Origin of the sequence: Borborobacter xinjiangensis, from assembly GCF_047739745.1 — a bacterium.
In the GTDB taxonomy this organism is placed as follows: Bacteria; Pseudomonadota; Alphaproteobacteria; order Rhizobiales; family Rhizobiaceae; genus Pseudaminobacter.
Genome location: NZ_JBLLVA010000003.1, coordinates 400,770 through 423,018, shown reverse-complemented (window position 1 = coordinate 423,018; position 22,249 = coordinate 400,770). Strand labels below are relative to the sequence as shown.

At 61.6% G+C, this 22,249-nt stretch carries 23 protein-coding genes and 1 riboswitch; of the genes, 13 read left to right on the top strand and 10 right to left on the bottom strand.

Annotated features, from left to right (window positions below):
• Positions 1-77: 77 nt before the first annotated feature.
• The gene (locus ACLKMW_RS06625) at positions 78-1,130 is read right to left on the bottom strand and encodes an LLM class flavin-dependent oxidoreductase (protein ID WP_415723600.1); all 1,053 of its coding nucleotides are present in this window, start codon (positions 1,128-1,130) and stop codon (positions 78-80) included.
• Positions 1,131-1,474: 344 nt separating this feature from the next.
• On the opposite strand from ACLKMW_RS06625, the gene ACLKMW_RS06620 reads away from it, so the two are divergent.
• Complete coding sequence (locus ACLKMW_RS06620) at positions 1,475-1,900, top strand: DUF6481 family protein (protein WP_415723599.1); 426 nt, start codon at positions 1,475-1,477, stop codon at positions 1,898-1,900.
• Positions 1,901-2,039: 139 nt separating this feature from the next.
• Here the strand turns inward: ACLKMW_RS06620 and ACLKMW_RS06615 are convergent, their stop codons facing one another.
• Positions 2,040-2,171 (bottom strand): hypothetical protein, encoded by a 132-nt coding sequence (locus ACLKMW_RS06615; RefSeq protein WP_415723598.1) that lies wholly within the window; start codon positions 2,169-2,171, stop codon positions 2,040-2,042.
• 244 nt (positions 2,172-2,415) lie between these two features.
• Complete coding sequence (locus ACLKMW_RS06610; protein ID WP_415723597.1) at positions 2,416-3,660, bottom strand: DNA recombination protein RmuC; 1,245 nt, start codon at positions 3,658-3,660, stop codon at positions 2,416-2,418.
• 103 nt (positions 3,661-3,763) lie between these two features.
• On the opposite strand from ACLKMW_RS06610, the gene def reads away from it, so the two are divergent.
• The 4 genes from def to truA are packed head-to-tail and all read left to right on the top strand — an operon-like array spanning position 3,764 to position 6,494.
• Positions 3,764-4,294, top strand: a complete 531-nt coding sequence (def, locus tag ACLKMW_RS06605) for a peptide deformylase (RefSeq protein ID WP_415723596.1) — start codon at positions 3,764-3,766, stop codon at positions 4,292-4,294.
• 6 nt (positions 4,295-4,300) lie between these two features.
• The gene (fmt, locus tag ACLKMW_RS06600; RefSeq protein WP_415723595.1) at positions 4,301-5,236 is read left to right on the top strand and encodes a methionyl-tRNA formyltransferase; all 936 of its coding nucleotides are present in this window, start codon (positions 4,301-4,303) and stop codon (positions 5,234-5,236) included.
• Positions 5,233-5,733: a GNAT family N-acetyltransferase gene (locus ACLKMW_RS06595; protein ID WP_415723594.1), complete on the top strand. Its 501-nt coding sequence runs from the start codon at positions 5,233-5,235 to the stop codon at positions 5,731-5,733. The genes fmt and ACLKMW_RS06595 overlap by 4 nt, the downstream gene beginning before the upstream one ends.
• An 8-nt stretch (positions 5,734-5,741) precedes the next feature.
• Positions 5,742-6,494 carry a tRNA pseudouridine(38-40) synthase TruA gene (gene truA, locus ACLKMW_RS06590; protein WP_415723593.1) on the top strand — a complete coding sequence of 251 codons (753 nt, stop codon included), beginning with the start codon at positions 5,742-5,744 and terminating at the stop codon, positions 6,492-6,494.
• Here truA and ACLKMW_RS06585 read toward each other — a convergent pair.
• Together ACLKMW_RS06585 and dapE are read right to left on the bottom strand one after the other, a co-directional pair.
• Positions 6,479-7,075 carry a transporter gene (locus ACLKMW_RS06585; protein ID WP_415723592.1) on the bottom strand — a complete coding sequence of 199 codons (597 nt, stop codon included), beginning with the start codon at positions 7,073-7,075 and terminating at the stop codon, positions 6,479-6,481. The two genes, truA and ACLKMW_RS06585, sit on opposite strands and share 16 nt — an antisense overlap.
• Before the next feature lie 3 nt (positions 7,076-7,078).
• Positions 7,079-8,272 (bottom strand): succinyl-diaminopimelate desuccinylase, encoded by a 1,194-nt coding sequence (gene dapE, locus ACLKMW_RS06580; RefSeq protein ID WP_415723591.1) that lies wholly within the window; start codon positions 8,270-8,272, stop codon positions 7,079-7,081.
• Positions 8,273-8,407: 135 nt separating this feature from the next.
• Between dapE and ACLKMW_RS06575 the strand changes: the two genes are divergently transcribed.
• Positions 8,408-9,121 (top strand): HAD family hydrolase, encoded by a 714-nt coding sequence (locus ACLKMW_RS06575; RefSeq protein WP_415723590.1) that lies wholly within the window; start codon positions 8,408-8,410, stop codon positions 9,119-9,121.
• A gap of 4 nt (positions 9,122-9,125) precedes the next feature.
• Here ACLKMW_RS06575 and ACLKMW_RS06570 read toward each other — a convergent pair whose 3' ends face one another.
• The gene (locus ACLKMW_RS06570; RefSeq protein WP_415723589.1) at positions 9,126-9,497 is read right to left on the bottom strand and encodes a DUF805 domain-containing protein; all 372 of its coding nucleotides are present in this window, start codon (positions 9,495-9,497) and stop codon (positions 9,126-9,128) included.
• Between the two features lie 35 nt (positions 9,498-9,532).
• Positions 9,533-10,387, bottom strand: a complete 855-nt coding sequence (gene dapD / locus ACLKMW_RS06565; RefSeq protein ID WP_415723588.1) for a 2,3,4,5-tetrahydropyridine-2,6-dicarboxylate N-succinyltransferase — start codon at positions 10,385-10,387, stop codon at positions 9,533-9,535.
• A gap of 196 nt (positions 10,388-10,583) precedes the next feature.
• Between dapD and ACLKMW_RS06560 the strand changes: the two genes are divergently transcribed.
• Positions 10,584-11,423: an LOG family protein gene (locus ACLKMW_RS06560; RefSeq protein WP_415723587.1), complete on the top strand. Its 840-nt coding sequence runs from the start codon at positions 10,584-10,586 to the stop codon at positions 11,421-11,423.
• Positions 11,424-11,444: 21 nt separating this feature from the next.
• Here ACLKMW_RS06560 and ACLKMW_RS06555 read toward each other — a convergent pair whose 3' ends face one another.
• On the bottom strand, positions 11,445-12,152 hold the full coding sequence (locus ACLKMW_RS06555) for a pyrimidine 5'-nucleotidase (protein ID WP_415723586.1): 708 nt from the start codon (positions 12,150-12,152) through the stop codon (positions 11,445-11,447).
• Between the two features lie 150 nt (positions 12,153-12,302).
• On the opposite strand from ACLKMW_RS06555, the gene ACLKMW_RS06550 reads away from it, so the two are divergent.
• Positions 12,303-13,064, top strand: a complete 762-nt coding sequence (locus ACLKMW_RS06550; RefSeq protein WP_415723585.1) for a GGDEF domain-containing protein — start codon at positions 12,303-12,305, stop codon at positions 13,062-13,064.
• Positions 13,065-13,072: 8 nt separating this feature from the next.
• Here the strand turns inward: ACLKMW_RS06550 and ACLKMW_RS06545 are convergent, their stop codons facing one another.
• Positions 13,073-13,318, bottom strand: coding sequence for a hypothetical protein (locus ACLKMW_RS06545; protein ID WP_415723584.1), 246 nt, complete (start codon positions 13,316-13,318; stop codon positions 13,073-13,075).
• Positions 13,319-13,363: 45 nt separating this feature from the next.
• Positions 13,364-13,582, bottom strand: a complete 219-nt coding sequence (locus ACLKMW_RS06540; RefSeq protein ID WP_415723583.1) for a hypothetical protein — start codon at positions 13,580-13,582, stop codon at positions 13,364-13,366.
• A gap of 118 nt (positions 13,583-13,700) precedes the next feature.
• Positions 13,701-13,910: riboswitch (cobalamin riboswitch) on the top strand.
• 172 nt (positions 13,911-14,082) lie between these two features.
• Here ACLKMW_RS06540 and ACLKMW_RS06535 point away from each other — a divergent pair.
• The 5 genes from ACLKMW_RS06535 (at position 14,083) to cas9 (ending at position 22,203) form a co-directional block, all read left to right on the top strand.
• Positions 14,083-15,975, top strand: a complete 1,893-nt coding sequence (locus ACLKMW_RS06535) for a TonB-dependent receptor domain-containing protein (protein WP_415723582.1) — start codon at positions 14,083-14,085, stop codon at positions 15,973-15,975.
• Between the two features lie 17 nt (positions 15,976-15,992).
• Positions 15,993-16,853 (top strand): ABC transporter substrate-binding protein, encoded by an 861-nt coding sequence (locus ACLKMW_RS06530; RefSeq protein WP_415723581.1) that lies wholly within the window; start codon positions 15,993-15,995, stop codon positions 16,851-16,853.
• Positions 16,850-17,851, top strand: coding sequence for a FecCD family ABC transporter permease (locus ACLKMW_RS06525; RefSeq protein ID WP_415723580.1), 1,002 nt, complete (start codon positions 16,850-16,852; stop codon positions 17,849-17,851). The genes ACLKMW_RS06530 and ACLKMW_RS06525 overlap by 4 nt, the downstream gene beginning before the upstream one ends.
• Complete coding sequence (locus tag ACLKMW_RS06520) at positions 17,848-18,657, top strand: ABC transporter ATP-binding protein (RefSeq protein ID WP_415723579.1); 810 nt, start codon at positions 17,848-17,850, stop codon at positions 18,655-18,657. The genes ACLKMW_RS06525 and ACLKMW_RS06520 overlap by 4 nt, the downstream gene beginning before the upstream one ends.
• Positions 18,658-18,912: 255 nt before the next feature.
• Complete coding sequence (gene cas9, locus ACLKMW_RS06515; RefSeq protein ID WP_415723578.1) at positions 18,913-22,203, top strand: type II CRISPR RNA-guided endonuclease Cas9; 3,291 nt, start codon at positions 18,913-18,915, stop codon at positions 22,201-22,203.
• Positions 22,204-22,249: the final 46 nt, after the last annotated feature.

Here is a 22,249-nt window from a genome sequence, read left to right as displayed (position 1 = left end):
CGTCGCAACCATCGAACCCGCCGAATGCGCAAACTACATCGCAAACGCCGGTTACGCTTCCGTAAACCTGAAAGGCTCTAGCCGGCTGGAGCAGTTACTTTGGCGCCGATTTCCTTTCGCACGATCGGCGCGACCTTCGTGCCGAACAACTCGATCGCCTTCATCAGCTTGGCGTGCGGCACGGTGCCGATCGCCATCTGCAGGAGGAAGCGGTCGTTCTTGAACAAGGCATGGCTGGCGATGATCTTTTCGGCCACCTGTTCGGGATTGCCGACGAACAGTGCGCCGCGCGGCCCGCGTGACTGGTCGAAATGCGCGCGGCTGGTCGGCCCCCAGCCGCGTTCGCGGCCGATGCGGTTCATCACCTCCGCCTGCGGCAGATAAAAGTCGTCGGCCGCCTGTTCGGCCGTTTCTCCGACAAAACCGTGCACATTGATGCTGGTGGCGAGCCTGGCCGGATCGTTGCCGGCGCGTGAGGCCGCCTCCCGGTAAAGGTCGAACAACGGTGCGAAGCGGGCCGGTTCACCGCCAATGATGGCGAGCGCCAACGGCAGGCCGAGCACGCCGGCGCGCGCGACCGATGCTGGAGTGCCGCCAACGGCGATCCAGACCGGCAGCTTTTCCTGCAACGGGCGCGGATAGACGCCGCGATCATGGATCGGCGCGCGCATCTCGCCCGACCAGGTCACGCGCTCGCTGTCCCGCAGCTTCAACAGCAGGTCGAGCTTTTCCGCAAACAGCCGGTCGTAATCCTCCAGGTCATAGCCGAAAAGCGGGAAGGATTCGATGAATGAGCCGCGCCCCGCCATGATTTCGGCGCGGCCGCCCGACAGCAGGTCGAGCGTCGCGAATTGCTGGAAAACCCGCACCGGGTCGTCCGAGGACAAAACGGTTACGGCGCTGGTAAGCCTTATGCGTTTGGTGCGCTCGGCCGCGGCCGCGAGCGCCACTGCCGGCGCGGAAGCCGCATAGTCGGGGCGATGATGCTCGCCAAGCCCGAAAACGTCGAGGCCCACCTGGTCGGCCAATTCGATCTCCTCGACGAGATTGCGGAGCCGCTGATGCGGGGTGACGGCGTCCGGCCCGCGCTCAAGGCTGACATCGGCGAAAGTATAAAGACCGATTTCCATCGGATTGTCCTCGATTGCGCCAGCGCGTCGGTCCGAAAGTTGGAAGTCGCTTTCGAATGACGCGAAGCTTGGATTGAGTTCACAAAAGGAGCGTCTTTTTGCACCCGATTGGACGCATGACTTTGCGCTTCAGATAACGACGCGTCGGCCTGATCGCCAGGGACCCGATCGTGAACGGTGTTTCCAAGATTTGGGGCAGCCAAACCGTTCCCCTACGGCAACATCTACCGATTACATGGCAGGCATTCCGAATTGGCGCTTGAACTCTCAAGTTTCCCGCGTATGTAAGCCTCGCAAGGCGACGACAGACTTCGCGAACTGACGACTAGGATTGAAGGCGAACATTGGCACTCTACAAGGAACAAGACATATTCGAACGGCGCAACGCCGCAAATGAAGCAAAAAGAGCCATGCTGGAGCGGTTCAAGGCAAGACCGGCCGACGACGATCCGGCGGTGCTGGCCCGCAGAGCCGAACGCCAGGCAATTCTCGAGGCGCGCGAAAGGCGCAATGCCGAGAAGGAAAGACTGAGGCAGGAACGTCTGGCACGCGAGGCGATCGAAAGAGCCGAGCGCGAAGCGGCGGAAGAAGCTGCACGCATCGCCGCCGAAGAGGCTGCCGCTGCCGAGGCAAAGGCCAAGGAAGCCGAGGAGATGGAGCGCATCTCCCGCCTGCTCGCCGACGAGGCAGCGCGCAAGGCCAAGCGTGACGCACGCTATGCGGCCCGCAAGGCTCGCGGTGGCCGGATGCCGCCACCGAGGCCGCTCTAATTCGGTACTCTGCGTAATTCAGATCGCAAACCGGCCTGGCGCTTCGCGCTATGGCCGCGGCTGCGTTCCGAACAACGCGCGATGAGTGTTTGAAGATACGTTCCGGCAAGGACCGGAACGTATCCGTTTCATGTTGGGCCTATTTGCTCTTGTCCTTCAGCCTTATCGCTTGAACCGCCGGCGCCTTGAGTGCCGGCTCGGCTGCCGGCTTCTTGGCGTCCTTCTTCGGCTTTCGCGGTTCCTTGTTACTGCGCAACTGTCCCTTGGCCATGGCGTGCTCCCTTGCTGCCGACGCATGTTTCCTAAGCCGACATCGGCTTTGAAAGACCACGCGCAAACTCAAATCGGCAGAGCGTCCCTTGCTTGCCCAAAGCACATATCGCGCTTCGGGCAGAGGGAGTGAACCAACAGATCGTGACAAGAGCAAGAGCCGAAAGCGGAGGCGGTTAACGCTCCTCACGCTTCCCCTGTAGTCGTGCGGTGATCAAATGTTCAGGGATGGTGGAGCGCTGGCTTCAATGCTCCCGCTCTTCCACCACCCGCAGCCGCAACTGGCCGGTCTTGGACTCGGCCGCGCGCCCGGCGGGAAGGGTGGCAGTGCCCGATGCCGGCTCGTCGGGACGGCTCGTGCCGAATTCCAGCGATTCGATCTTGGCGCCGCGCTTGGTCACCTTGGTCGACGAGACCAGAATGTCATCGATATCCTTGGACGCCTGGCCGAAATGCGTTTGCAGTTTGCGCACCCGCTCGTCGAGGCGCGAAACGTCCTCCATCAATCGGATCACCTCGCCCTGGATCAAATGCGCCTGTTCGCGCATGCGCGCATCCTTCAGGATCGCCTGGATGACCTGGATCGAGAGCATCAGCAGCGAGGGCGAGACGATGACCACGCGGGCACGGTGAGCGCGGTGTACGAGTTGCTCGAAATTCTCGTGGATCTCGCTGAACACCGATTCGGAGGGCACGAACATGAAGGCCGTGTCCTGCGTTTCGCCGTTGATCAGGTATTTCTCGGAAATGTCCCTGATGTGGATTTCGACGTCGCGGCGAAAGGCCTGAGCCGCAAGCTTCTGCGCATCGGGTCCTTCGGCGGCGCGAATCGCATTCCAGGCCTCCAACGGAAACTTGGCATCAATGACCAGCGAGGGAGAGTCGTTCGGCATCTTCACCAGGCAATCCGGCCTGTTGCCATTGGAGAGCGTCGCCTGGAAGGCATATGAGCCGTGCGGCAGGCCGTCGGCGACGATTGCTTCCATGCGCGACTGGCCGAAAGCGCCGCGCGTCTGCTTGTTGGAGAGGATCGCCTGCAATTGCACCACCTGGCCGGCGAGCGACTGGATGTTGCCTTGCGCGGTGTCGATGACGGCAAGCCGCTCCTGAAGTTTGGCAAGGCTCTCATGCGTCGATTTCGTCTGCTCGGTCATGGTCTGGCCGAGCCTGCCGGTCATCGCGTCGAGGCGCTGGCCGATCGATTGGGTGAGTTCGGCCTGCCGCGATCCGAAGACCTCGGCGATGGCGCCCATTCGACCCTGCATTTCCGCCTGCGACTGAAGGATCGAGGCCATGCGGGCCTCTGCGTCCCGCGCATGTTCGGCCGCCTCGATCGCTGCGACCGCCCGCGCCTTGGAGGAGCGCCATAGCGCGACGATGAGCACGACGAACACCGCCAGCACCAATGCGGCGCCGAGGGCGAGCAACTGGCCGAATGTGAGGGTTGAGGCGCCAAGGCGCAGGACCGGTTCGGAAAGCGGATCGTTCATTGCCGCACAATACGTGATTCGGGCGCCAAGGACAGATCAAAACAGGAACATCGACAGAGCCAAGATGGTTGACGGGTTTTAAGGGAAGTCTTAGGTGAAGCGAATGACCATCAAGCCGCTCATTATTCTTCCCGATCCCTTGTTGCGCCAGGTGTCCAAGCCGCTGGAGCGCGTCGACGAGCCGTTGCGCAAGCTGGCCGACGACATGCTGGAGACGATGTACGATGCGCCGGGCATAGGCCTGGCCGCTATTCAGGTTGGCGAGCCGCTGCGCATGCTGGTCATCGACATCGCCAAGGAAGGCGAGGAGCGGGCGCCGCAGGTCTTCATCAATCCGGAGATCGTGCACAGCTCCGACGAGCGGTCCGTCTACGAGGAGGGCTGTCTCTCCATTCCAGACTATTATGCGGAGGTGGAGCGGCCGGCCTCGGTGCGCGTCCGGTTCCTCGATCGCGAGGGCAAGGAACAGGAAATCACCGCCGACGGCGTAATGGCAACCTGCCTGCAGCATGAGATCGACCACCTCAACGGCGTGCTTTTCATCGATCATATATCCAGGCTGAAGCGCGACATGGTGGTCAAGAAATTCAAGAAACTCGCCAGAGACCGCCAGCCGAGCCGATTGGTCGGGTAGGGGCGGATGCCCCTTCGCATCATTTTCATGGGGACGCCGGAATTTTCCGTGCCGACGCTTCGCGCCCTGGCCGAAGCCGGGCACGAGATTGCCTGCGTTTACACGCAGCCGCCGCGCCCCGCCGGCCGGCGGGGGCTGGAACTGACGCCGTCGCCGGTACAGCGCGAGGCAGAGCGGCTGGGCATCGAGGTGCGTTCACCGGTCTCGTTGAAAGGTTCGGCCGAGCAGGAGGCATTCAGGCGCCTTGAGGCCGATGTCGCTGTGGTCGTCGCCTATGGCCTGCTGCTGCCGAGGCCGATCCTCGAAGGTACGCGGTTCGGCTGCTACAACGGCCATGCCTCGCTGCTGCCGCGCTGGCGCGGCGCGGCTCCCATCCAGCGCGCCATCATGGCCGGCGACGAGGAAACCGGCATGATGGTGATGAAGATGGACGAGGGACTGGATACCGGGCCGGTGGCAATGACCGCCCGCGTCAGCATCGAGCCTGACATGACCGCCGGCGAATTGCATGACCGCCTGATGAAGACTGGCGCGGAACTGATGGTCACGGCGATGGGAAGGCTGGAAAGCGGCGATCTGCCGCTTGTTGCGCAAGCAGCGGAAGGCGTCGTCTATGCGAGGAAGATCGACAAGGCCGAAACGCGCATCGACTGGTCGCGGCCGGCGCGCGAGGTTCACAACCACATTCGTGGCCTGTCGCCATTCCCCGGCGTCTGGTGCGAAATGACATCGGCGGGCAAACCCGAGCGGCTCAAACTGCTGCGTTCGACACGCGCGGATGGCAGGGGTTTGCCTGGCGAAATCCTGGACGATCGTCTGACCGTCGCTTGCGGCGAGGGCGCGATCAGATTGCTGGAAGTGCAGCGGGCGGGCGGCAAGCCGGTTGGCACGGATGAATTCCTGCGCGGCGCAAAACTTGGCAAAGGCATGAAGCTCGCATGAACGGCGTGACAATCAGGCAGGCAGAGGCTTCCGATCGGGCGGGCATCCGCCGTGTCGAGGAGCGGGCCTTCGGGCAGGTCTTCGAAGCCGACTTGGTCGAGCAGTTGGTAGCCGATGGCGACACGGTTCTGGAACTGGTGGCGGAGCGTGACGGGAGCATCGTCGGCCATGTGCTGTTTTCCCGGCTGGGGATCGAGGCAGGCGACGCAAGATTTGAAGCCGTGGCGCTGGCGCCGCTGGCGGTCGATCCTGATTTTCATAGTCAGGGCATAGGCAGCGCGCTGGTCGAAACCGCCCATGCGCGGCTGAAGGCTGACGGAGAAAGGCTTTCGGTGGTGCTCGGCGATCCAGCCTATTACGGCCGTTTCGGCTACGCCCACGCGCAGGCGGCGGGCTTTGAAAGCGACTATCAAGGCGAGGCGCTGCAGGCGCTGGCCTGGGGCGAAGCACCGACGACCGGCCTGCTGGTCTATGCCCGCGCCTTCCTGGCGCTCTGAGCCGGGCAATGCCGCGCTACCGCCTCGACATCGAATATGACGGAACCGTTTATGCCGGTTGGCAGCGGCAGGATGGGCCGGCGACGATTCAGGGCGTGATCGAGCGGGCGATCAGGGATTTCTGCGGCGAAGAGGTGACGTTGCGCGGGGCAGGGCGCACCGATGCCGGCGTGCACGCAACGGGCCAGGTCGCGCATGTGGATCTCCTGAAGACCTGGCGCGATGACACGGTTCGCGATGCGCTCAACGCACATCTGCAAATGGCCGGGGAGGCGGTGGCGATCCTTGCCGCCCGCGCCGTGGCGGACGATTTCGATGCGAGGTTCTCGGCCATCGGCCGGCGCTATCTTTACCGTATCCTCAATCGCCGCGCGCCTGCCGCGCTGGAGAGAAACCGGGTGTGGGTGGTGCAGAAGAAGCTCGACGCGGATGCCATGGATGAGGCGGCGCAGCTTCTGCTTGGCCGGCATGATTTCTCGACCTTCCGCTCCGGCCAATGCCAGGCGTCCAGCCCCGTCAGAACGCTCGACCGTTTCGATGTTCGGCGGGTCGGTGATGAGATCGAAATCCACGCCGCCGCGCGATCCTTCCTGCACAATCAGGTGCGCTCGATGGTCGGCACCATCAAGCGTGTCGGCGAGGGCGCCTGGAGGCCGAGCGACGTGAAGGCCGCGCTGGAAGCCAGGAACCGTGCGGCTTGCGGCTCCGTCGCGCCCGCTTGCGGACTCTACCTGACGGGAGTCGACTACGCGGGAATGTAGATGCCGAATGCTGCTTGCAGCACCAGGAGCACGACGACCGACGCAATGAACATGCCGGCGAAGACTGCGGTGCCCATTGCCGGTCCGCGATCGATCACTGCATTAGTCAGCCGCCAGGTCAGGGCCATGGAAAGTGCAAACAGCGCCAGCGACAGCACGATGACCAAGTCCGACCCTGACGAGGTGACCATCCGCAAAAGCGCGGCCGGCAACATCACCCATGACAGGATTGCCGACGCCCAGTTGGTGGCCACGACATAGTGGACGAAACGGTCGCGCAGGCCGGCAAGCGGGGCGGCGAAAGCGAGCGCGACCAGCGGCAATATCCAAGAGCCGAGATCGATGAGGGCGAGGCGCAGGAGATAGGAGAAGCGGCTCGCCGAAGCGGCCGGATCCGCACCGAGTTCGTTGGCGGTTCCCACCCAGCCGACGATCAGCGCCGGCAGCGCCACCACGATGGCGAAGAAGGAGTTCCAGAAGCCATCGGCGGAAAGATCGAGCATGGCGATGCCGTCGCGCCGGCCGGTCATCAGCCGCCATGCGCCGACCAGATATCTCTGGATGTCCTCGGAAGGTGGCATATGTCAGCCCTGTTCGAACCAGTCCTCGATGAACCGTGTGTAGATATTGGTCAGCATTTCCAGATCGTCGAGCGCGACCCGCTCGTCGACCATATGCATGGTCTTGCCGACCAGGCCGAATTCGACCACCGGGCAGTAGTCCTTGATGAAGCGCGCGTCCGAGGTACCGCCGGAAGTCGACAGCGCCGGTTGCCTGCCGGTAACCGCCTTCACCGATGCGCTCAACGTCTCGATCAGCTTGTCGTCGCGGGTGAGGAATACATGGCTCGGCCGGTCGCGCCAGGTGACCTCGAATTCGACCGGTTCCTTGCGCCCTTTGCGGTATTTCCGCCGGCCGCTGGCGATATCCAGCCGATTGTGGACTTCAGCCTGGATGGTTTCCGCAGTCCATGTATCGTTGAAGCGTATGTTGAAGGCTGCGGTCGCCTTTGCGGCGATGACATTGGTTGCCGCATTGCCGACATCGATCGAGGTGATTTCAAGATTGCTCGGCTGAAAGTTTTCCGTTCCGTCGTCGAAAGCCGGGCTCATCAGCGCGTCGAGCAGCGTCATCAGCCCTCGCACCGGGTTGTCGGCAAGGTGGGGATAGGCGACGTGGCCCTGCCGGCCGTGGACGGTGACGAGGCCGGAAATGGAGCCACGCCGTCCGATCTTGATCATGTCGCCGAGCAGGTCCGGATTGGTCGGCTCGCCGACGATTGCCGCATCCCAGGCTTCGCCGCGGCCGACCGCCCAATCGAGCAGCTTGACGGTGCCATTGATCGCCGGTCCTTCCTCGTCACCGGTGATCAGCAGCGACACCGAGCCTTTCGGCTTGCCGCGTGATTCGATATGGCGGGCAAGCGCGGCGACGAAACAGGCGATGCCGCCCTTCATGTCGACGGCGCCGCGGCCGTACATTTCCCCATCATGGACGGCGGCGGAAAACGGCGCTTGGCTCCATGCCGTCTCATCGCCGACCGGCACGACATCGGTGTGGCCGGCAAACATCAGATGCGGGCCATTGCCGGACAGGCGTGCGTAGAGATTCTCGATGTCGGGGGTGCCGTTTTCCGAAAAAACGGGGCGTTCGACGGCAAAGCCGAGCGGCGCAAGCATTGCTTCGAGCGCCGTCAGCGCGCCACCTTCGGCGGGAGTCACCGATGGACAGCGGATCAGGGCGGCGAGGTTTTCGGCAGGGTCTTTAGGCAAGCTCATGCAAACGCAGATACTTCAAACCGCCAGCGCTGTCACGGCGCATAAGCCATTGGCATTTGGTCCATCAACGCGGATTGGAACGACTGTCTGTTGGCAATAGACTGCCGTTCTCTCCGTTCATGACAGGACTGGAAAATGCCTTCCCGAAGCTTGCCGCTCTCCACCATCGGCTTCGACGCCGACGACACACTTTGGCAGAACGAGCAGTTCTTCCGCGTGACGGAAACGCATTTTGCTTCGTTGCTAGCCGAATATGCCGAGGGCAGCGACATTCACGCCCGCCTGCTTGAAGCGGAAAAGCGCAACCTGGCGGTCTATGGCTTCGGCATCAAAGGTTTCACCCTGTCGATGATCGAAACCGCGTTGGAGCTGAGCGGAGGCCGGGTACCGGCGCGCGTGATCGGCGAAATTCTCGCAGCCGGACGCGACATGCTCTCGCATCCGGTCGAAACGCTGCCGAACGTGCGCGAGACGCTGGAGGAACTGGCGGGAGCCTATCGACTGATCCTGATCACCAAGGGCGACCTGTTCGATCAGGAGCGCAAGCTGGCGCAGTCAGGGCTCGGCGAATTGTTCGATGCGGTCGAGATCGTCAGCGACAAGAACGCCGCCACCTATGAGCGCATCTTCGCCCGTCACGGCGACGGGCCGCACCGGGCGATGATGGTCGGCAATTCGCTGAAATCGGACATCGTTCCGGCCATCGAGGCCGGAAGCTGGGGCGTCTATGTTCCGCACGATCTCACCTGGGTCCTCGAACATGTCGAGGAACCGGCCGAGGCGCCGCGCTTCCGGCGCCTGGCGCATATAGCCGAGCTGGCCGATCTGATCGATGAATTGGAACGCTGACCGCCTATTTCGCCGCGTTGGTCTGCCTTGCGTACCGATTGGGTCCGGGCTCGCCCGGAAAGACGCAGAGCGCCAGGAAGGCGATGAACGAAACAATCGGAATGAAGAGCGAAACCGCGATGATGCCGGGCTTTCCCATGTCGTGCAGGCGCTTCACGCTGGATGAGATATGCACCCAGAGGAAGATGGCGAATGTTACGCCGAACACCACCGACCAGGTCTGCGCGGCCGGACTTTCCTCCGGCACGCGCATGAACTGGTAGAGCGGAAACGACACGACCGCCAGCATGAATAGAAACGTCAGTATGTACACCGCCCGGTTGATGCGACCGGCGAAGCTGAAGAAGAGCCAGAGAAACTGGTTTTTGTCAGGCAATTTCGTGCGTTTCCTGTCATGCGACGCGGGGTCGATCAGTCCCGCAGAAGCTCGTTGATCGACGTCTTGGAACGGGTCTGCGCGTCGACGCGCTTGACGATCACGGCGCAGTAGAGGCTGGGGCCGGGCTCACCATTGGGGAGCGGCTTGCCGGTCAATGAGCCTGCGACGACGACCGAATTGGCCGGCACCTCGCCATAGGTGATCTCGCCGGTGGCGCGGTCGACGATCTTGGTCGACTTGCCGATGAAGACGCCCATGCCGAGCACCGAGCCTTCGCGTACGATGCAGCCCTCCACCACCTCGGAGCGAGCGCCGATGAAGCAATTGTCCTCGATGATGGTCGGGCCGGCCTGCATCGGTTCCAGAACGCCGCCGATACCGACGCCGCCGGACAGATGCACGTTCTTGCCGATCTGGGCGCAGGAGCCGACCGAGGCCCAGGTGTCGACCATGGTTCCGGAATCGACATAGGCGCCGAGATTGACGAAGGACGGCATCAGAACCGCATTCGGCGCGATGTAGGCCGAGCGGCGCACCACGCAGGAGGGCACGGCGCGAAAGCCGGCCTTCTCGAAATCGACCGCACTCCAGCCGGCGAACTTCGACGGCACCTTGTCCCACCAGATCGAATCGCCCGGCCCGCCCTTGACGACTTCCATCGGATTGAGCCGGAAGGAGAGCAGAACGGCCTTCTTCAGCCATTGGTTGACCTTCCACACACCATCGGGCTGGCGCTCGGCTACGCGGGCGACGCCGCGGTCGAGCAGGCTCAGCGCGGTCTCGATGGCTTCGCGCCTTTCTCCGCGCGTATCGGTGGTGATGGTCTCGCGCTCCTCGAACGCCTTCTCTATGGTCGCTTCAAGATTCGCAAGGTCGGCTTTGGGCATGAAGTTTCTCCGCTACACGTGCTGTTAAGGGGCGTCTTTTAGGGTCGGGACCTAACAATATGGTCGACTGGCGTTGGGCTGTCGGCTGTTCCAAGATCGCGCGGACCCTATGTCAGGGCATAGAAGCGGTCAATCACGCCAGTGTCCCGGGACGGTGCTGGGGTGTGGAATTTTTGACGGGGGTTTTGAGAACGACATGAATCCGATGGAAAAGGAGGGGTGGACACCGCTACCCCACTCCGACGAGGACCTGGAACGGGTAAAGAGCGTCCCCGACACCCCACAGACGCGTGCCGCCACATACAGGCTTGCCTGGAACGACTCGGACTTCATGACAAGGCGCGAGTTGCGGGCGGTCAGGCTTCAACTGGAGTTGCTGAAACCTGAAATGGTGCTGGCCGAACGCGGCATTCGTTCGACCGTAATTCTGTTCGGCGGGGCGCGCATACCTGAACCGGGCGGCGAGGCCTGGGCCGCCAAGGACGAGACGCAGCGCAAGAACCTTGAGAAAAACAGCAAATATTACGACGAGGCGCGCAAATTCGCGCAACTCTGCTCACGCCATTCCGCCACCTCGCGCTATCGCGAATATGTGGTGGTTACGGGCGGCGGGCCGGGCGTCATGGAGGCGGGAAATCGCGGTGCGGCCGATGTCGGCGCGCCGTCGATCGGCCTCAACATCGTTCTGCCGCATGAGCAGGCGCCGAACGCCTATGTGACGCCGGAACTCTGCTTCAATTTCCACTACTTCGCCATCAGGAAGATGCATTTCGTCATGCGCGCCAAGGCGGTGGCGGTGTTTCCCGGCGGCTTCGGCACGATGGACGAGTTCTTCGAAACCCTGACGCTGATCCAGACCGGCCGCATGGAGCGGGTTCCTATCGTTCTTTTCGGCAAGGCGTTCTGGGAGCGGGCGATCGATCTCGATTTCCTGGCCGAGCAGGGCACCATCACGCCAGGCGATCAGGACATCATCGAGTTCGTCGATACCGCCGACGAAGCCTGGAAGATCATCCGCGAATTCTACCAGTTCTGACGCGGAAGCCCTCCGGGTCCGTCACGCGGCGCTTGGCGTTATCGTGCCGAGAAACGTCGCCAGATCGTCGGTGACGAAGTCCACGGCATCGTCATAGGACGGGTCGCGTTCCCAGATTTCGGAAAATGTCGGCTCGAAGTTCTTGGGTACGATCAGAACCGTCTGCATGCCGAGCGCCTTGGGAACGATCAGGTTGCGCGCCAGATCCTCGAACATCACCGCATTGGGGCCGGCGATGCGGTGGAGCGCGATGAACTTGTCGTAGGTCTCCGGCGCCGGCTTCGGCGTCAGGCCCGCCGCGACGATGTCGAAGATGTCGTCGAAATGATCGAGAATTCCGAGTTGGCGCGCGGTGCGCTCGGCATGGCCCCGGTCCCCGTTGGTGAAGATGAACTTGCGCCCCGGCAGCGCCTTTATCGCCTCGCCGAGCGCGGGATCGGGGACCAGCCACGAATAGTCGATGTTGTGGACTTTATTGAGAAAGTCGTCGGGATCGATATTGTGGCGCTGCATCAGCCCGCTCAGCGTCGTCCCGTATTCCAGGTAGAGCTCTTTCTGCAGCTTGCGCGCCTCATCGCGCGGCAATTGCAGAAGCTCCGACACATAGGCGGTCATCTTCACATCGATCTGCGAAAACAGATTGGTGTGATGCGGATAGAGCGTGTTGTCGAGGTCGAACACCCAATCGGTGACATGGGCGAATCGGGCGGATTTCGGAGACTGGGTCATGACAGTCCTTATGACACGACTGACGCATCGATGGCCATGAGCGCTTTGCCACGCTCGGGCCCGAAGCCGGAAAAGATCAAATCTTATGCATGCCTGAAAGGAGACCTTTAACGCTTTGCTGTCATGGGCTTTCGAAATCGGAAGCTGTCGATGAAAAGCATATTTGTAAGGTCCGGGCTGGTGGCGTTCGGGGCGGTTGCCGGGTCCCTACTGCTGGTGATCACCATCGTTCCCGCGCTCGGAGGGGTGGTTGACGGCAATGCGTGGCTGATGTGCATTATTTGCCCTCTCGCGACCGCTTGGCCGGCCAGCGCCTTCACCTTCTGGCAGAGCGATCGGCTGAAGCAGGCCCATCGCGACCTTGCCCGGGTCCATGCGCAGCTTGCCGCCGCCCATAGGCGCTTGGCCGAAAAGGCGCAGCGTGATGACATGACCGGCATGCTCAATCGCGAGGCTTTCTTTGCCGCGCTGGATGGTTCGCGGCGCAAGGCGGACCGTGGCGCGCTGCTGATCATCGATGCCGATCATTTCAAGCGAATCAACGATAATTTCGGTCACCTAACGGGAGACGACGCCTTGCAGAAGATCGCGGCGGCGATTTCGCGCGGCGTGCGCTCCAGCGACATACTGGGACGCATTGGCGGCGAGGAATTCGGCGCAATCCTCGTAGGTGCCTCGGACGAGGAGGCCGCAAGCGTTGCCGAGCGTATCCGCAGCGAAGTCGAGCAGATTCATTTCGCGCCGGTGGATGACGCGGTCGTTCGCCTCACCGTCAGCATCGGCGGAACGCATTGTCCACCCGATGGGACAGTGCCCGAACTGATGCGCGCGGCCGATGCCCGTCTTTACGAGGCCAAGCGACGCGGGCGCAACCTGGTGATCATAGGCGAGGTGATGGTGAGGGCCGCGTAAGAAGGACCCTAGGTCACCACGGCGGTAATTGAGGCCGCAACCAGGAAACCGGCGAGCACGAGCAGCACGCCATAGATCTTCGGCTTGCCGAACAGCACGGCGAATGCCGATATCCACACGACGATGGCGGCGGCGAGCGCGAACAGGAAACCCGGCTTGTCGCTCCACATGATACCGATTGCCATGAGGCCGCCGATTATCAGCGCCCCGAAGACAAGCATTATCGAGAGCGCGAACTTCTCCACCGAATCCATTGGTCGTCCTCTGATCGTCATGTTTGGGTAGCGTGCCGGGCGCCGCTAATCAACACGCCTGATGCGACCCTTGTCGAGCTTGAAAATTCCGTTCTGTCCGCCCTGCCGTTCGAAATCGCTCTGCAACTCGTCCCAGGTGCCGAGATATTTCCCGCAATCCTCGCAGGAAATGAAGGTTTCCGGCCTCACGGTCGATGGAATGCGCAAACGAATGGTGTGGCAGTAGGGGCATTCGAGACGATGATCGAGGAATTGCTCGGGCATTTTGTCTCCCTCCGGACATGAACGCCCGCACCTGACCCTAACACGATATTCGAACCCGTCGAATCACTACTGTGGTGATGAAGCCGAAAGCGCAATTGACGCTTCGTCTTTCCGCGGCTAGCTTCCCGCCCGGAACTGGTTTCGCCTTCGGGCGGATGAAAAGGGAATGCGGTGACGCCGTGATATCGGCCATTCCGCAACTGCCCCCGCAACTGTAGCCGTTGAGCCTTCTTCCAAAAAGCCACTGAGAGCGCATGGCGCGACCGGGAAGGCGGAAGAAACGCAATGACACGGAAGTCAGGAGACCTGCCTTTCCAGTCACCCATGCCCGAACACGAGGGGTGTTCCGGCGCGGTCGTCCGTGGCGGTGACATTTGAAAAAGTGTTGCCGCGCGCCCGGATGGCTGATGGGTTCTTGCCCTGACAAATCCTTCCGGTCCGCGGTTCTGATTGTGCCTGTGAAGCAGATTATCGCTTTGCCGGCCGGAACGGAGGGCTGAATGTCTACGACTATTTTCCGCGCGGGCTTTTCCGCATTTGCCGCAATCGGCGCTGTCCTGGCTTTTCAAGGCGCGGCTGGCGCGCAGGACGCAGACGGCGTCATCAAGCTCGAGCAGATCACGGTTACAACGCCGCTGCGGCGCGAATCGACGCTGGCCAGGAGCACATCGTCGGTGACTGTCATCGACGAAAAGGAGATCGAGCAATCGGGCGCGCTCGACCTGCCGACGCTGCTGAAATCCTACCCGGGTGTTTCCATCCGAACCAATGGCGGGCTCGGATCGGAGTCCAGCATTTCGCTGCGCGGAACGACTTCAACGCAGACATTGGTGCTTGTAAACGGTGTGCGGGCAAGCTCGGCGACGATCGGCACGACAGCCATCGCCAGCATCCCCCTGAGCTCGATCGAACGTATCGAGATCGCCAAGGGCGGGCATTCAGCCCAGTATGGCGCCGACGCTATTGGCGGCATCGTCAACATCATCACCAAGCAGGGCGGCACCTGCGCCAATGGCAACGCGATGTGCACGACGGTGAGCACGGGCGTGATGCATCCCTGGGGTGGTTATGTTTCCGGCAATGTCAGTGGCCAGACCGAGGACGGCACCAACTACGCCTTCGGCGGCAGTCTCCTGGGAACGCGCGGCTACGAGTTCACGCTGCCGTCCAGTTTCTCGCATGAGAAGGACGACGATGGGTTTCTCACCGGATCTGGCAATTTCTCACTGTCCAAGGATTTCGATTGGGGTCGCATCTATACCGATGGACTCTATGCGCGCGGGCGCAACCAGTATGATCGGCCATTTCCCGATCCCAACGAATCCGACACCGATACATTTGCCGGCAGGCTTGGCGGTCGCCTTGATCATTCCGATAGCTGGTCTTCCACCGTCGAACTGACTTCGGCAGTGGACAAGTCCTCGAACTTCCGTGGTGATATTGCCGGCGACGACTTCGATACACTCCGCTACGGCATATTTGCATCGACGCAAAAGTCACTGGAGCTTGACAACAGCCGGCACGTCTTTAGCGGCGGTGTCGAGGCATACCGCGAAACGATCTCTGGCAGCTCGGTTTTCGGTCTTCCCTACGATGCCACGGCGCGAGATCTTGCGGCGGTGTTCGGCCAGCATTCGCTCGAATACGAGGCGCTGACGATCGATTCGGGAATTCGCTACGATCACAACGAACAGTTTGGCGGCGCGACGACCTACAATATCGGCGCCAGCTATGAATTCGTGCCGGGTCTGGTGGCGCGCTCCTCGTTCGCCACCGGCTTTCGGGCACCGACCTTCAACGAGCTCTATTATCCGTTCATGGGAAATCCCGACCTCAGGCCGGAAAAATCGCGCTCCTATGAAGTGGGCCTGAACTGGCGGCCGACAGATTCGACCAGCCTCGATCTGGCGCTTTACCGGACCAGCATAAGGGACCAGATCAACTGGAGCGAGGTGTTTCCGGGCACTTGGCTACCGTCGAATATCGAGAACGTCATGATTACGGGCTTCGAAGCCGCTCTCGAGCATCGCTTCGACAATCGCTGGCGCGGCAGGGCCTCGGTCGATATTCGCGAGCCGAAAAATCGCGACAGCGGCCTGGATATTCCCTACCAGAACCGCTTCAAGGCATCCGCCGAGCTTTCGTTCAAGGCGACCGACAAGCTCGATCTGACGGCCGGGCTGCTATATGTAAGCAGCCGCTTTGCGGACGAGGACAATACGATCAAGCTGCCAGCCTATACGACCGTCGATGTCCTGGCATCCTATGCCTTCGATGAGCAGTCCGAGCTGAAGTTTGCGGTCGAGAATGTCTTTGACGAGCAGTATTCGACATCGAACGGCTACCGCTCGCCCGGACGTACGTTCAATCTGAGTTTCTCGCGAACCTTCTAGCGATTGCCGACGCCACTATGCGTTTCATTGAACGATCCGGAACAAGCCTTCTCCTCGCGGCGCTGGCCGGCCTGTTTCTGGCAGCGTCTGCCATGGCGGAGCCCGCGCCGCGCCGTGTCGTATCGTTGAATGTCTGCACCGATCAGTTGGCGATGCTGATTGCCGGCGAGGGGCAACTTCATTCCGTGTCGTTTCTCGCCCGCGATTCGGGCACCTCGGCAATGGCGGCTGAGGCGCAGCGCTACGTGATCAATCACAGTCAGGCCGAAGAAATCTTCCTGATGCAGCCCGACCTGGTTCTTGCCGGAACATTTTCGTCGCGGCCGACGATCGATCTCTTGCGGAGGCTCGGATTTCGCGTCGAGGAATTCGCGCCGGCAAGATCCTTTGAGGATGTGCGCGAGAATTTGACCCGCGTCGGCAGGCTGCTGCATCGCGAGATAAGAGCCGCCGAGCTGGTGGCGGACCTGGACGGTGGGCTTGCCGGACTGCGGGACGCCAAGGTTCCTCCGCGCACTATCGCGCTTTACGAGGCCAACAGCTATACGTCCGGCACCGGCACGCTGACGGATGCCATTTTTCGCGCCGCCGGGCTCACCAATATCGCCGAGAAACTCGGCGTCGCGGGAACGGTAAGGCTGCCGATGGAACTGCTGATAATGGCCGATCCCGACCTGATCGCCGCAAGCAACCGGGACTATGGCGCGCCGGCGCTGGCGCAGGAAAATTTTACGCATCCCGCCTATCTGGCGCTTGGCGCGCAAGAGCGGACCGTCAATGTGCCGGTACCCAATATGATCTGCGGCGGACCTTTTACGCTTGAGGCGGCGCGCATCCTTCAGGAGGCGGCGTCGATGCCGATCGGCAACGTCAAATGAGGGACCGTTCGCTCTATAGGCTGGTCGCCTCGGTGCTTGGTTTAGCCACAGTGGCGCTTTTCATCCTGTCGCTGACGGTGGGGCCGGCCGGCATCGCCTTTGGCGACAGCATTGCCGCACTTTTCTCCGCCAAACGCGACGGAATCGCCCTGATCATGCAGGAGATTCGCCTGCCGCGCGCCATCCTCGGTCTGATGATCGGCGCCACGCTCGGCCTTTCAGGCGCGGTGCTGCAAGGCTATCTGCGCAACCCACTGGCCGAGCCTGGCCTGCTCGGCATCAGCGCGTCGGCTTCGCTCGGCGCCGTGCTTGCAATCTATACCGGCCTCTCGGCCGCCTTCCCGCTCGGTCTGCCGCTTGCGGCCCTGGCTGGAGCGGTGGTCGCTGTCCTCGTCGTCCAGGCGATGGCGGGCATACGCGGCGGGGCGCTGACGATCATCCTTGCCGGGGTCGCGGTCACCAGCTTTGCCGGCGCCATGACCTCGCTGGCGCTCAACCTGTCGCCTAATCCATTCGCGGCGCTCGAAATCATGTTCTGGATGCTCGGCTCGTTGACCGACCGTTCGATGATCCATGTCTGGCTGGCTGGTCCTTTCATGCTGGTCGGCTGCCTCATGCTTGCGGGGCTCGGCCGCTCTCTCGATGCGCTGACGCTCGGCTCGGACGCTGCCGCAAGCATGGGAGTGGAGATGCGCCGGGTGCAGTTTCTGGCGGTTTTCGGCACCGCCGCCTCAGTCGGCGCGGCGACGGCTGTTGCCGGCGCGATCGGCTTTGTCGGGCTTGTCGTTCCGCATATCCTGCGCCCGCTGGTCGGCGCGCGGCCATCTCGGCTGCTTCCGGTCAGCGCGCTTGGCGGCGCATGCGTGCTTCTGGCGGCCGACATTCTGGTGCGCGTGATCGCGCCCGACCGCGACCTGAAGCTCGGCGTGCTGACGGCGATCGTCGGTGCTCCCTTCTTCCTCTGGCTGGTTTATCGCACCCGCAGGAGCATGCTGTGACCTTGCTTTCGGGATCGGACCTGCATGTTTCGTTGGGCGGCAAGGAGGTGCTGCACGGTCTGACGTTCGAGGTCGCCGCGGGCGAGTTCGTCGGGTTGATCGGCCCGAACGGCGCTGGAAAATCGACGCTGCTGCGCGCCATCCTCGGTCTGGTGCCGAGCCAAGGACGTGTTGCAATCGGTGGCGGCGATTCCACCACGATGAGCGCAATGGAACGGGCGCGCCATCTCGCCTATCTGCCGCAGGAGCGCGAGATTGCCTGGCCGGTTTCGGTCGAAATGCTGGTTTCGCTGGGCCGTGCTCCGCATCGACCGGCCTTCGCCGCGCTGACGCATGAGGACAAGGTTATCATCGAACAGGCGATGCGCCGGATGGAGGTCGAGGCGTTTCGGGATAGACCCGCGACGCAGCTTTCCGGCGGCGAGAAGGCGCGTGTGCTGATCGCGCGGGCGCTCGCCCAGGACGCGCCTCTGCTGCTTGCAGACGAGCCGGCGGCCGGCCTCGACCCCTCGCATCAGATCGCCCTGATGCGGACGTTCTCAGGGTTGGCCGGCGAGGGTAGGGCGGTCATCGCGTCGATGCACGATCTCGGCCTTGCCGCCCGCTGGTGCACGCGGCTGATTTTGATCGACAAGGGCATGATCGTCATGGACGGGCCGCCGAGGCAGGTGCTCACGCAGGAAGTGCTTCGCGGCGTCTACGGCGTCGAAACCTATCTCGGCGAGGCGCAAGGCGCGTTTGTCGTCCAGCCGCTGGATGTGGTTGGCGGTGCGTCTGCGGTGCCAAATGACGGCGCTTCTGCCTGATCTCTTCGCCCGCCACTTTACCTACCGCTCAAGGATACTACTCACGGCTGCAGCAAAAAGCCCCCGCCGTGGCGAGGGCCTTATTTGGTGCTGTCGAAGCTTGTTAACAGCCAGACCGCGTTTTCTGAACTGCTGAGCAGTAACGGCAACTTATCCAAGTATAGTTGATTGTCAACCAAATTTACGCGCAAGCTTAAGATTGACAAGCATCTACGTTCTGACATCAACTCACGGTTGGGTTAGGGGGGCGGAATTATGGCGGCATATTCCTTCGCATTTGACATAGGCACCAACTCCATCGGCTGGTGCGTTCTGGGGTTGGATGCGCAAGGGCAGCCGAACAAGATCAGCGATGCGGGGGTCCGCATCTTCTCGGATGGTCGCGAGCCGAAGTCGGGAAATTCACTGGCGGAAGGGAGGCGCGTCGCGCGCGGCATGGCGAAACGACGCGACCGCTACAAGCGCAGGCGCAAAGCGGTTATCCGCACGCTGGTGGAATATGGGCTGATGCCGGCCGATCCGGCTGACCGCAAGGCGCTGCTGGCCGAAACGAGCGACCGCAGCCCCGATGCTGTTATCGATCGCGTCTTGGCCGACGTCTATAATCTGCGCGCTCGGGGGCTCGATGAAAAGCTGCCGCTTTTTCATATCGGCCGCGCTTTTTTCCACCTCAACCAGCGGCGCGGCTTCAAGTCGAATCGCAAGGCGGACAGGCGTTCGAACGAGAAGGGTGCCATCGAGCTTGGCGCCAATCGCCTGCGCCAAAAGATGGATGAGGCCGGCGCCAGAACGCTTGGCCAGTTCCTCGCTATGCGCCGTGCCGCTGGCGAATGGGTGCGGGTGCGTGCCGGTGCGTTCGGCGACGAGGGGGACGAGCAGAACAAGTCGCCGGCCAAGACCGTCTATGACTTCTATCCGGTCCGCAAATTGCTGGAGGAGGAATTCGATGCCATCTGGCAAAAGCAGCAGGAATATTATCCCGAAACCCTGACGGAGGATCGCCGCGCGCATCTTTTCACGGTGATGTTTTATCAGCGGCCGTTGAAGCCGGCCGTCATCGGCAAATGCAGTTTCAATCCGGCCGAAACGCGGCTGGCCAAGGCGCATCCGCTGTTCCAGGCATTCCGCCTGTACAAGGAAGTCAATGAGCTGGAAATCGTCCTGCCGGACCAGTCGCAACGCAAGCTGACGTTCGATGAGCGCGATGCCTTGGTCCTCAAGTTGCGCGGTCAGCGAAAGGCTACCTTTGCTATGTTGCGCAAGGTCCTGAAGCTGCCGCGTGATATGCGGTTCAACAAGGAAACTGACAATCGCACTGATATGATGGGCGATGAGGTCAATGCGGCACTGTCGGACAACAAGGCTTTCGGCAATCGCTGGTCGAGCTTCTCCATGGATGAACAATGGGCCGTCATCGAGCAATTGCGCGAGCAGGAAGACCCGCTGGCGCTGCATGAATGGCTGGTTTCGGTCTATGGCCTTTCAGACGACGCAGCCGAGACGGTGGCGGCAATGCATTTGCCCGATGGCTACGGGCGGCTTGGGCCGACGGCGCTGGCTTCCATGCTGGAAGAGTTGAAGGTCGAGGTTATTCCGGAGGCGGAAGCGGCTCGCCGGGCCGGCTACGATCACGCGTTGGCCCGCACCGACGACGAAGGTTTTGATAGGCTGTCTAAATATCAGGAAATACTTGAGCGACGCATACCGCCTGGCACCGGCGAGGCGGACGACCCCTATGATGTCCGTAGAGGACGCATCACCAATCCCACCGTTCACATCGCGCTGAACCAGCTCCGTCGGGTGGTGAATGGGCTTATCCGCCGATATGGAAAGCCTGACCAGATTGCGCTTGAACTCGGGCGGGAACTCAAGCTCAACGACAAGCAGAAGGATGAGGTGAACCGCAAGATTGGCGAGAACACGCGCGCCGCCATAAAGCGCTCCGACAAGCTGCGCGAACTCGGCCAGAAGGACAATGGCTACAACCGCAACCTGCTGAAGCTCTGGGAAGAACTCAATCCCGCCAGTCCCGAGGATCGCGTCTGCATCTATACCGGCCGGCCGATCGGCATCCGCATGCTTTTCTCGAACGAGGTCGATGTCGACCACATCCTGCCGTGGTCGCGAACGCTGGACGACAGCCAGTCCAACCGCATTCTTTGCATGGCCGACGCCAACCGCGTGAAGGGCAACTGCGCGCCGGCGGAGGTGCGGGAATGGGAAGCGGATTATGACGCCATTCTCGAACGCGCCAACCGCTTGCCGCGCAACAAGCGCTGGCGTTTTGCCCGTGACGCCATGGAAAAATATAAGGACGACGAGGAATTCCTCGCCCGTCAGTTGACCGATACGCAATATCTTTCGCGGCTGGCGCATGAATATCTCGATGCGCTCTATCCAGGCGCAGAGGCCGATGGCAATGGCGTCCTGGCCAGGCGTCGGCATGTGCGGGTCGTTCCCGGCCGCATGACCGAGCTGCTGCGCCGCAAATGGGGGCTGAACTCCATCCTGCCAGATCATAATTTCGCCGGCACGGATCAGGCGAAAAACCGCAAGGACCATCGACACCACGCCATCGACGCGGCAGTCGTCGGCGTCACCACCCGCAGCCTGTTACAGAAGATCGCCACCGAGGCTGCATCGCGGGAAGCCGCCCCGCTGGAGGAGACAATCACCAAAATTCAGGAGCCCTGGCCGGGATTTCGTGAAGACCTCAAGGCGGTCGTCGAAAGGATCGTCGTCAGCCACAAGCCCGATCATGGAACCTTGCCGAAGGCCGGAGAGCGGGGGCGCACTGCCGGCCAGCTTCACAACGACACCGCCTATGGCATCACCGGCGAGATAGATGACAAGGGCAATCCGATCGTGGTGCGGCGCAAACCGTTCCTGTCACTGACCGATAAGGAGATTCACAGCATCCGCGACGCGGAGTTGCGCGAAAGCCTTTACACCGCAACGGCTGGTTTGAATGGCCGGGATTTCACCGCTGCCCTCGACCATTTCCGCAAAACCGACCGGAAATTTCGTGGAATTCGCCGTGTTCGCGTCGTGGAAGGCTTGGCGGTTATTCCCATCCGCGACAAAAATGGTGAAGTCTATAAAGGTTACAAGGGCGGCTCGAACTATCGGTATGATGTCTGGGAACTTCGAGACGGAAGGTGGGACGCCGAGGTGGTTTCGATGTTTGATGCGCATCAGCCAGGCTGGGAACCCAGAATGCGGGCCGAACACCACAATGCTCGCAAGGTGCTCAGCCTCCAGCAGAACGATATGGTGGCTTATGATGATGGTGGTCGTCGCGTAATCGCGCGCGTTCGAAAATTCGGTCAAAACAAACAAATATGGTTCGATGGGCATAAAGAAGCTGGCAAGCTGGACGATCGGCACAAAAATCCCGAAGATCCGTTTCGTGATTTCAGCAAAATGCCGGCCGGGCTGAAACAGATAAAGCTCCGCCAAATTCGCATTGACGAGATCGGCCGAGTGTTCGATCCAGGGCCGCAGGATAGCGTATCGCGAGAGGCAAGAAAGGCGAAGCCCGCGTAATTAAGCTTAACAAAAGCTTTCGCTTCCTTATCGTAATACAAGACCG

Coding starts and splice junctions, on each gene's coding strand:
- fmt (WP_415723595.1), top strand. CDS start 4,301: ATGCCCCTTCGCATCATTTTCATGGGGACGCCGGAATTTTCCGTGCCG.
- cas9 (WP_415723578.1), top strand. CDS start 18,913: ATGGCGGCATATTCCTTCGCATTTGACATAGGCACCAACTCCATCGGC.
- dapD (WP_415723588.1), bottom strand. CDS start 10,387: ATGCCCAAAGCCGACCTTGCGAATCTTGAAGCGACCATAGAGAAGGCG.
- ACLKMW_RS06585 (WP_415723592.1), bottom strand. CDS start 7,075: ATGCCACCTTCCGAGGACATCCAGAGATATCTGGTCGGCGCATGGCGG.
- dapE (WP_415723591.1), bottom strand. CDS start 8,272: ATGAGCTTGCCTAAAGACCCTGCCGAAAACCTCGCCGCCCTGATCCGC.
- def (WP_415723596.1), top strand. CDS start 3,764: ATGACCATCAAGCCGCTCATTATTCTTCCCGATCCCTTGTTGCGCCAG.
- ACLKMW_RS06525 (WP_415723580.1), top strand. CDS start 16,850: ATGAGGGACCGTTCGCTCTATAGGCTGGTCGCCTCGGTGCTTGGTTTA.
- ACLKMW_RS06625 (WP_415723600.1), bottom strand. CDS start 1,130: ATGGAAATCGGTCTTTATACTTTCGCCGATGTCAGCCTTGAGCGCGGG.
- ACLKMW_RS06595 (WP_415723594.1), top strand. CDS start 5,233: ATGAACGGCGTGACAATCAGGCAGGCAGAGGCTTCCGATCGGGCGGGC.
- ACLKMW_RS06545 (WP_415723584.1), bottom strand. CDS start 13,318: ATGGATTCGGTGGAGAAGTTCGCGCTCTCGATAATGCTTGTCTTCGGG.
- ACLKMW_RS06540 (WP_415723583.1), bottom strand. CDS start 13,582: ATGCCCGAGCAATTCCTCGATCATCGTCTCGAATGCCCCTACTGCCAC.
- ACLKMW_RS06555 (WP_415723586.1), bottom strand. CDS start 12,152: ATGACCCAGTCTCCGAAATCCGCCCGATTCGCCCATGTCACCGATTGG.
- ACLKMW_RS06575 (WP_415723590.1), top strand. CDS start 8,408: ATGCCTTCCCGAAGCTTGCCGCTCTCCACCATCGGCTTCGACGCCGAC.
- ACLKMW_RS06530 (WP_415723581.1), top strand. CDS start 15,993: ATGCGTTTCATTGAACGATCCGGAACAAGCCTTCTCCTCGCGGCGCTG.
- ACLKMW_RS06610 (WP_415723597.1), bottom strand. CDS start 3,660: ATGAACGATCCGCTTTCCGAACCGGTCCTGCGCCTTGGCGCCTCAACC.
- ACLKMW_RS06560 (WP_415723587.1), top strand. CDS start 10,584: ATGAATCCGATGGAAAAGGAGGGGTGGACACCGCTACCCCACTCCGAC.
- ACLKMW_RS06550 (WP_415723585.1), top strand. CDS start 12,303: ATGAAAAGCATATTTGTAAGGTCCGGGCTGGTGGCGTTCGGGGCGGTT.
- ACLKMW_RS06535 (WP_415723582.1), top strand. CDS start 14,083: ATGTCTACGACTATTTTCCGCGCGGGCTTTTCCGCATTTGCCGCAATC.
- ACLKMW_RS06615 (WP_415723598.1), bottom strand. CDS start 2,171: ATGGCCAAGGGACAGTTGCGCAGTAACAAGGAACCGCGAAAGCCGAAG.
- truA (WP_415723593.1), top strand. CDS start 5,742: ATGCCGCGCTACCGCCTCGACATCGAATATGACGGAACCGTTTATGCC.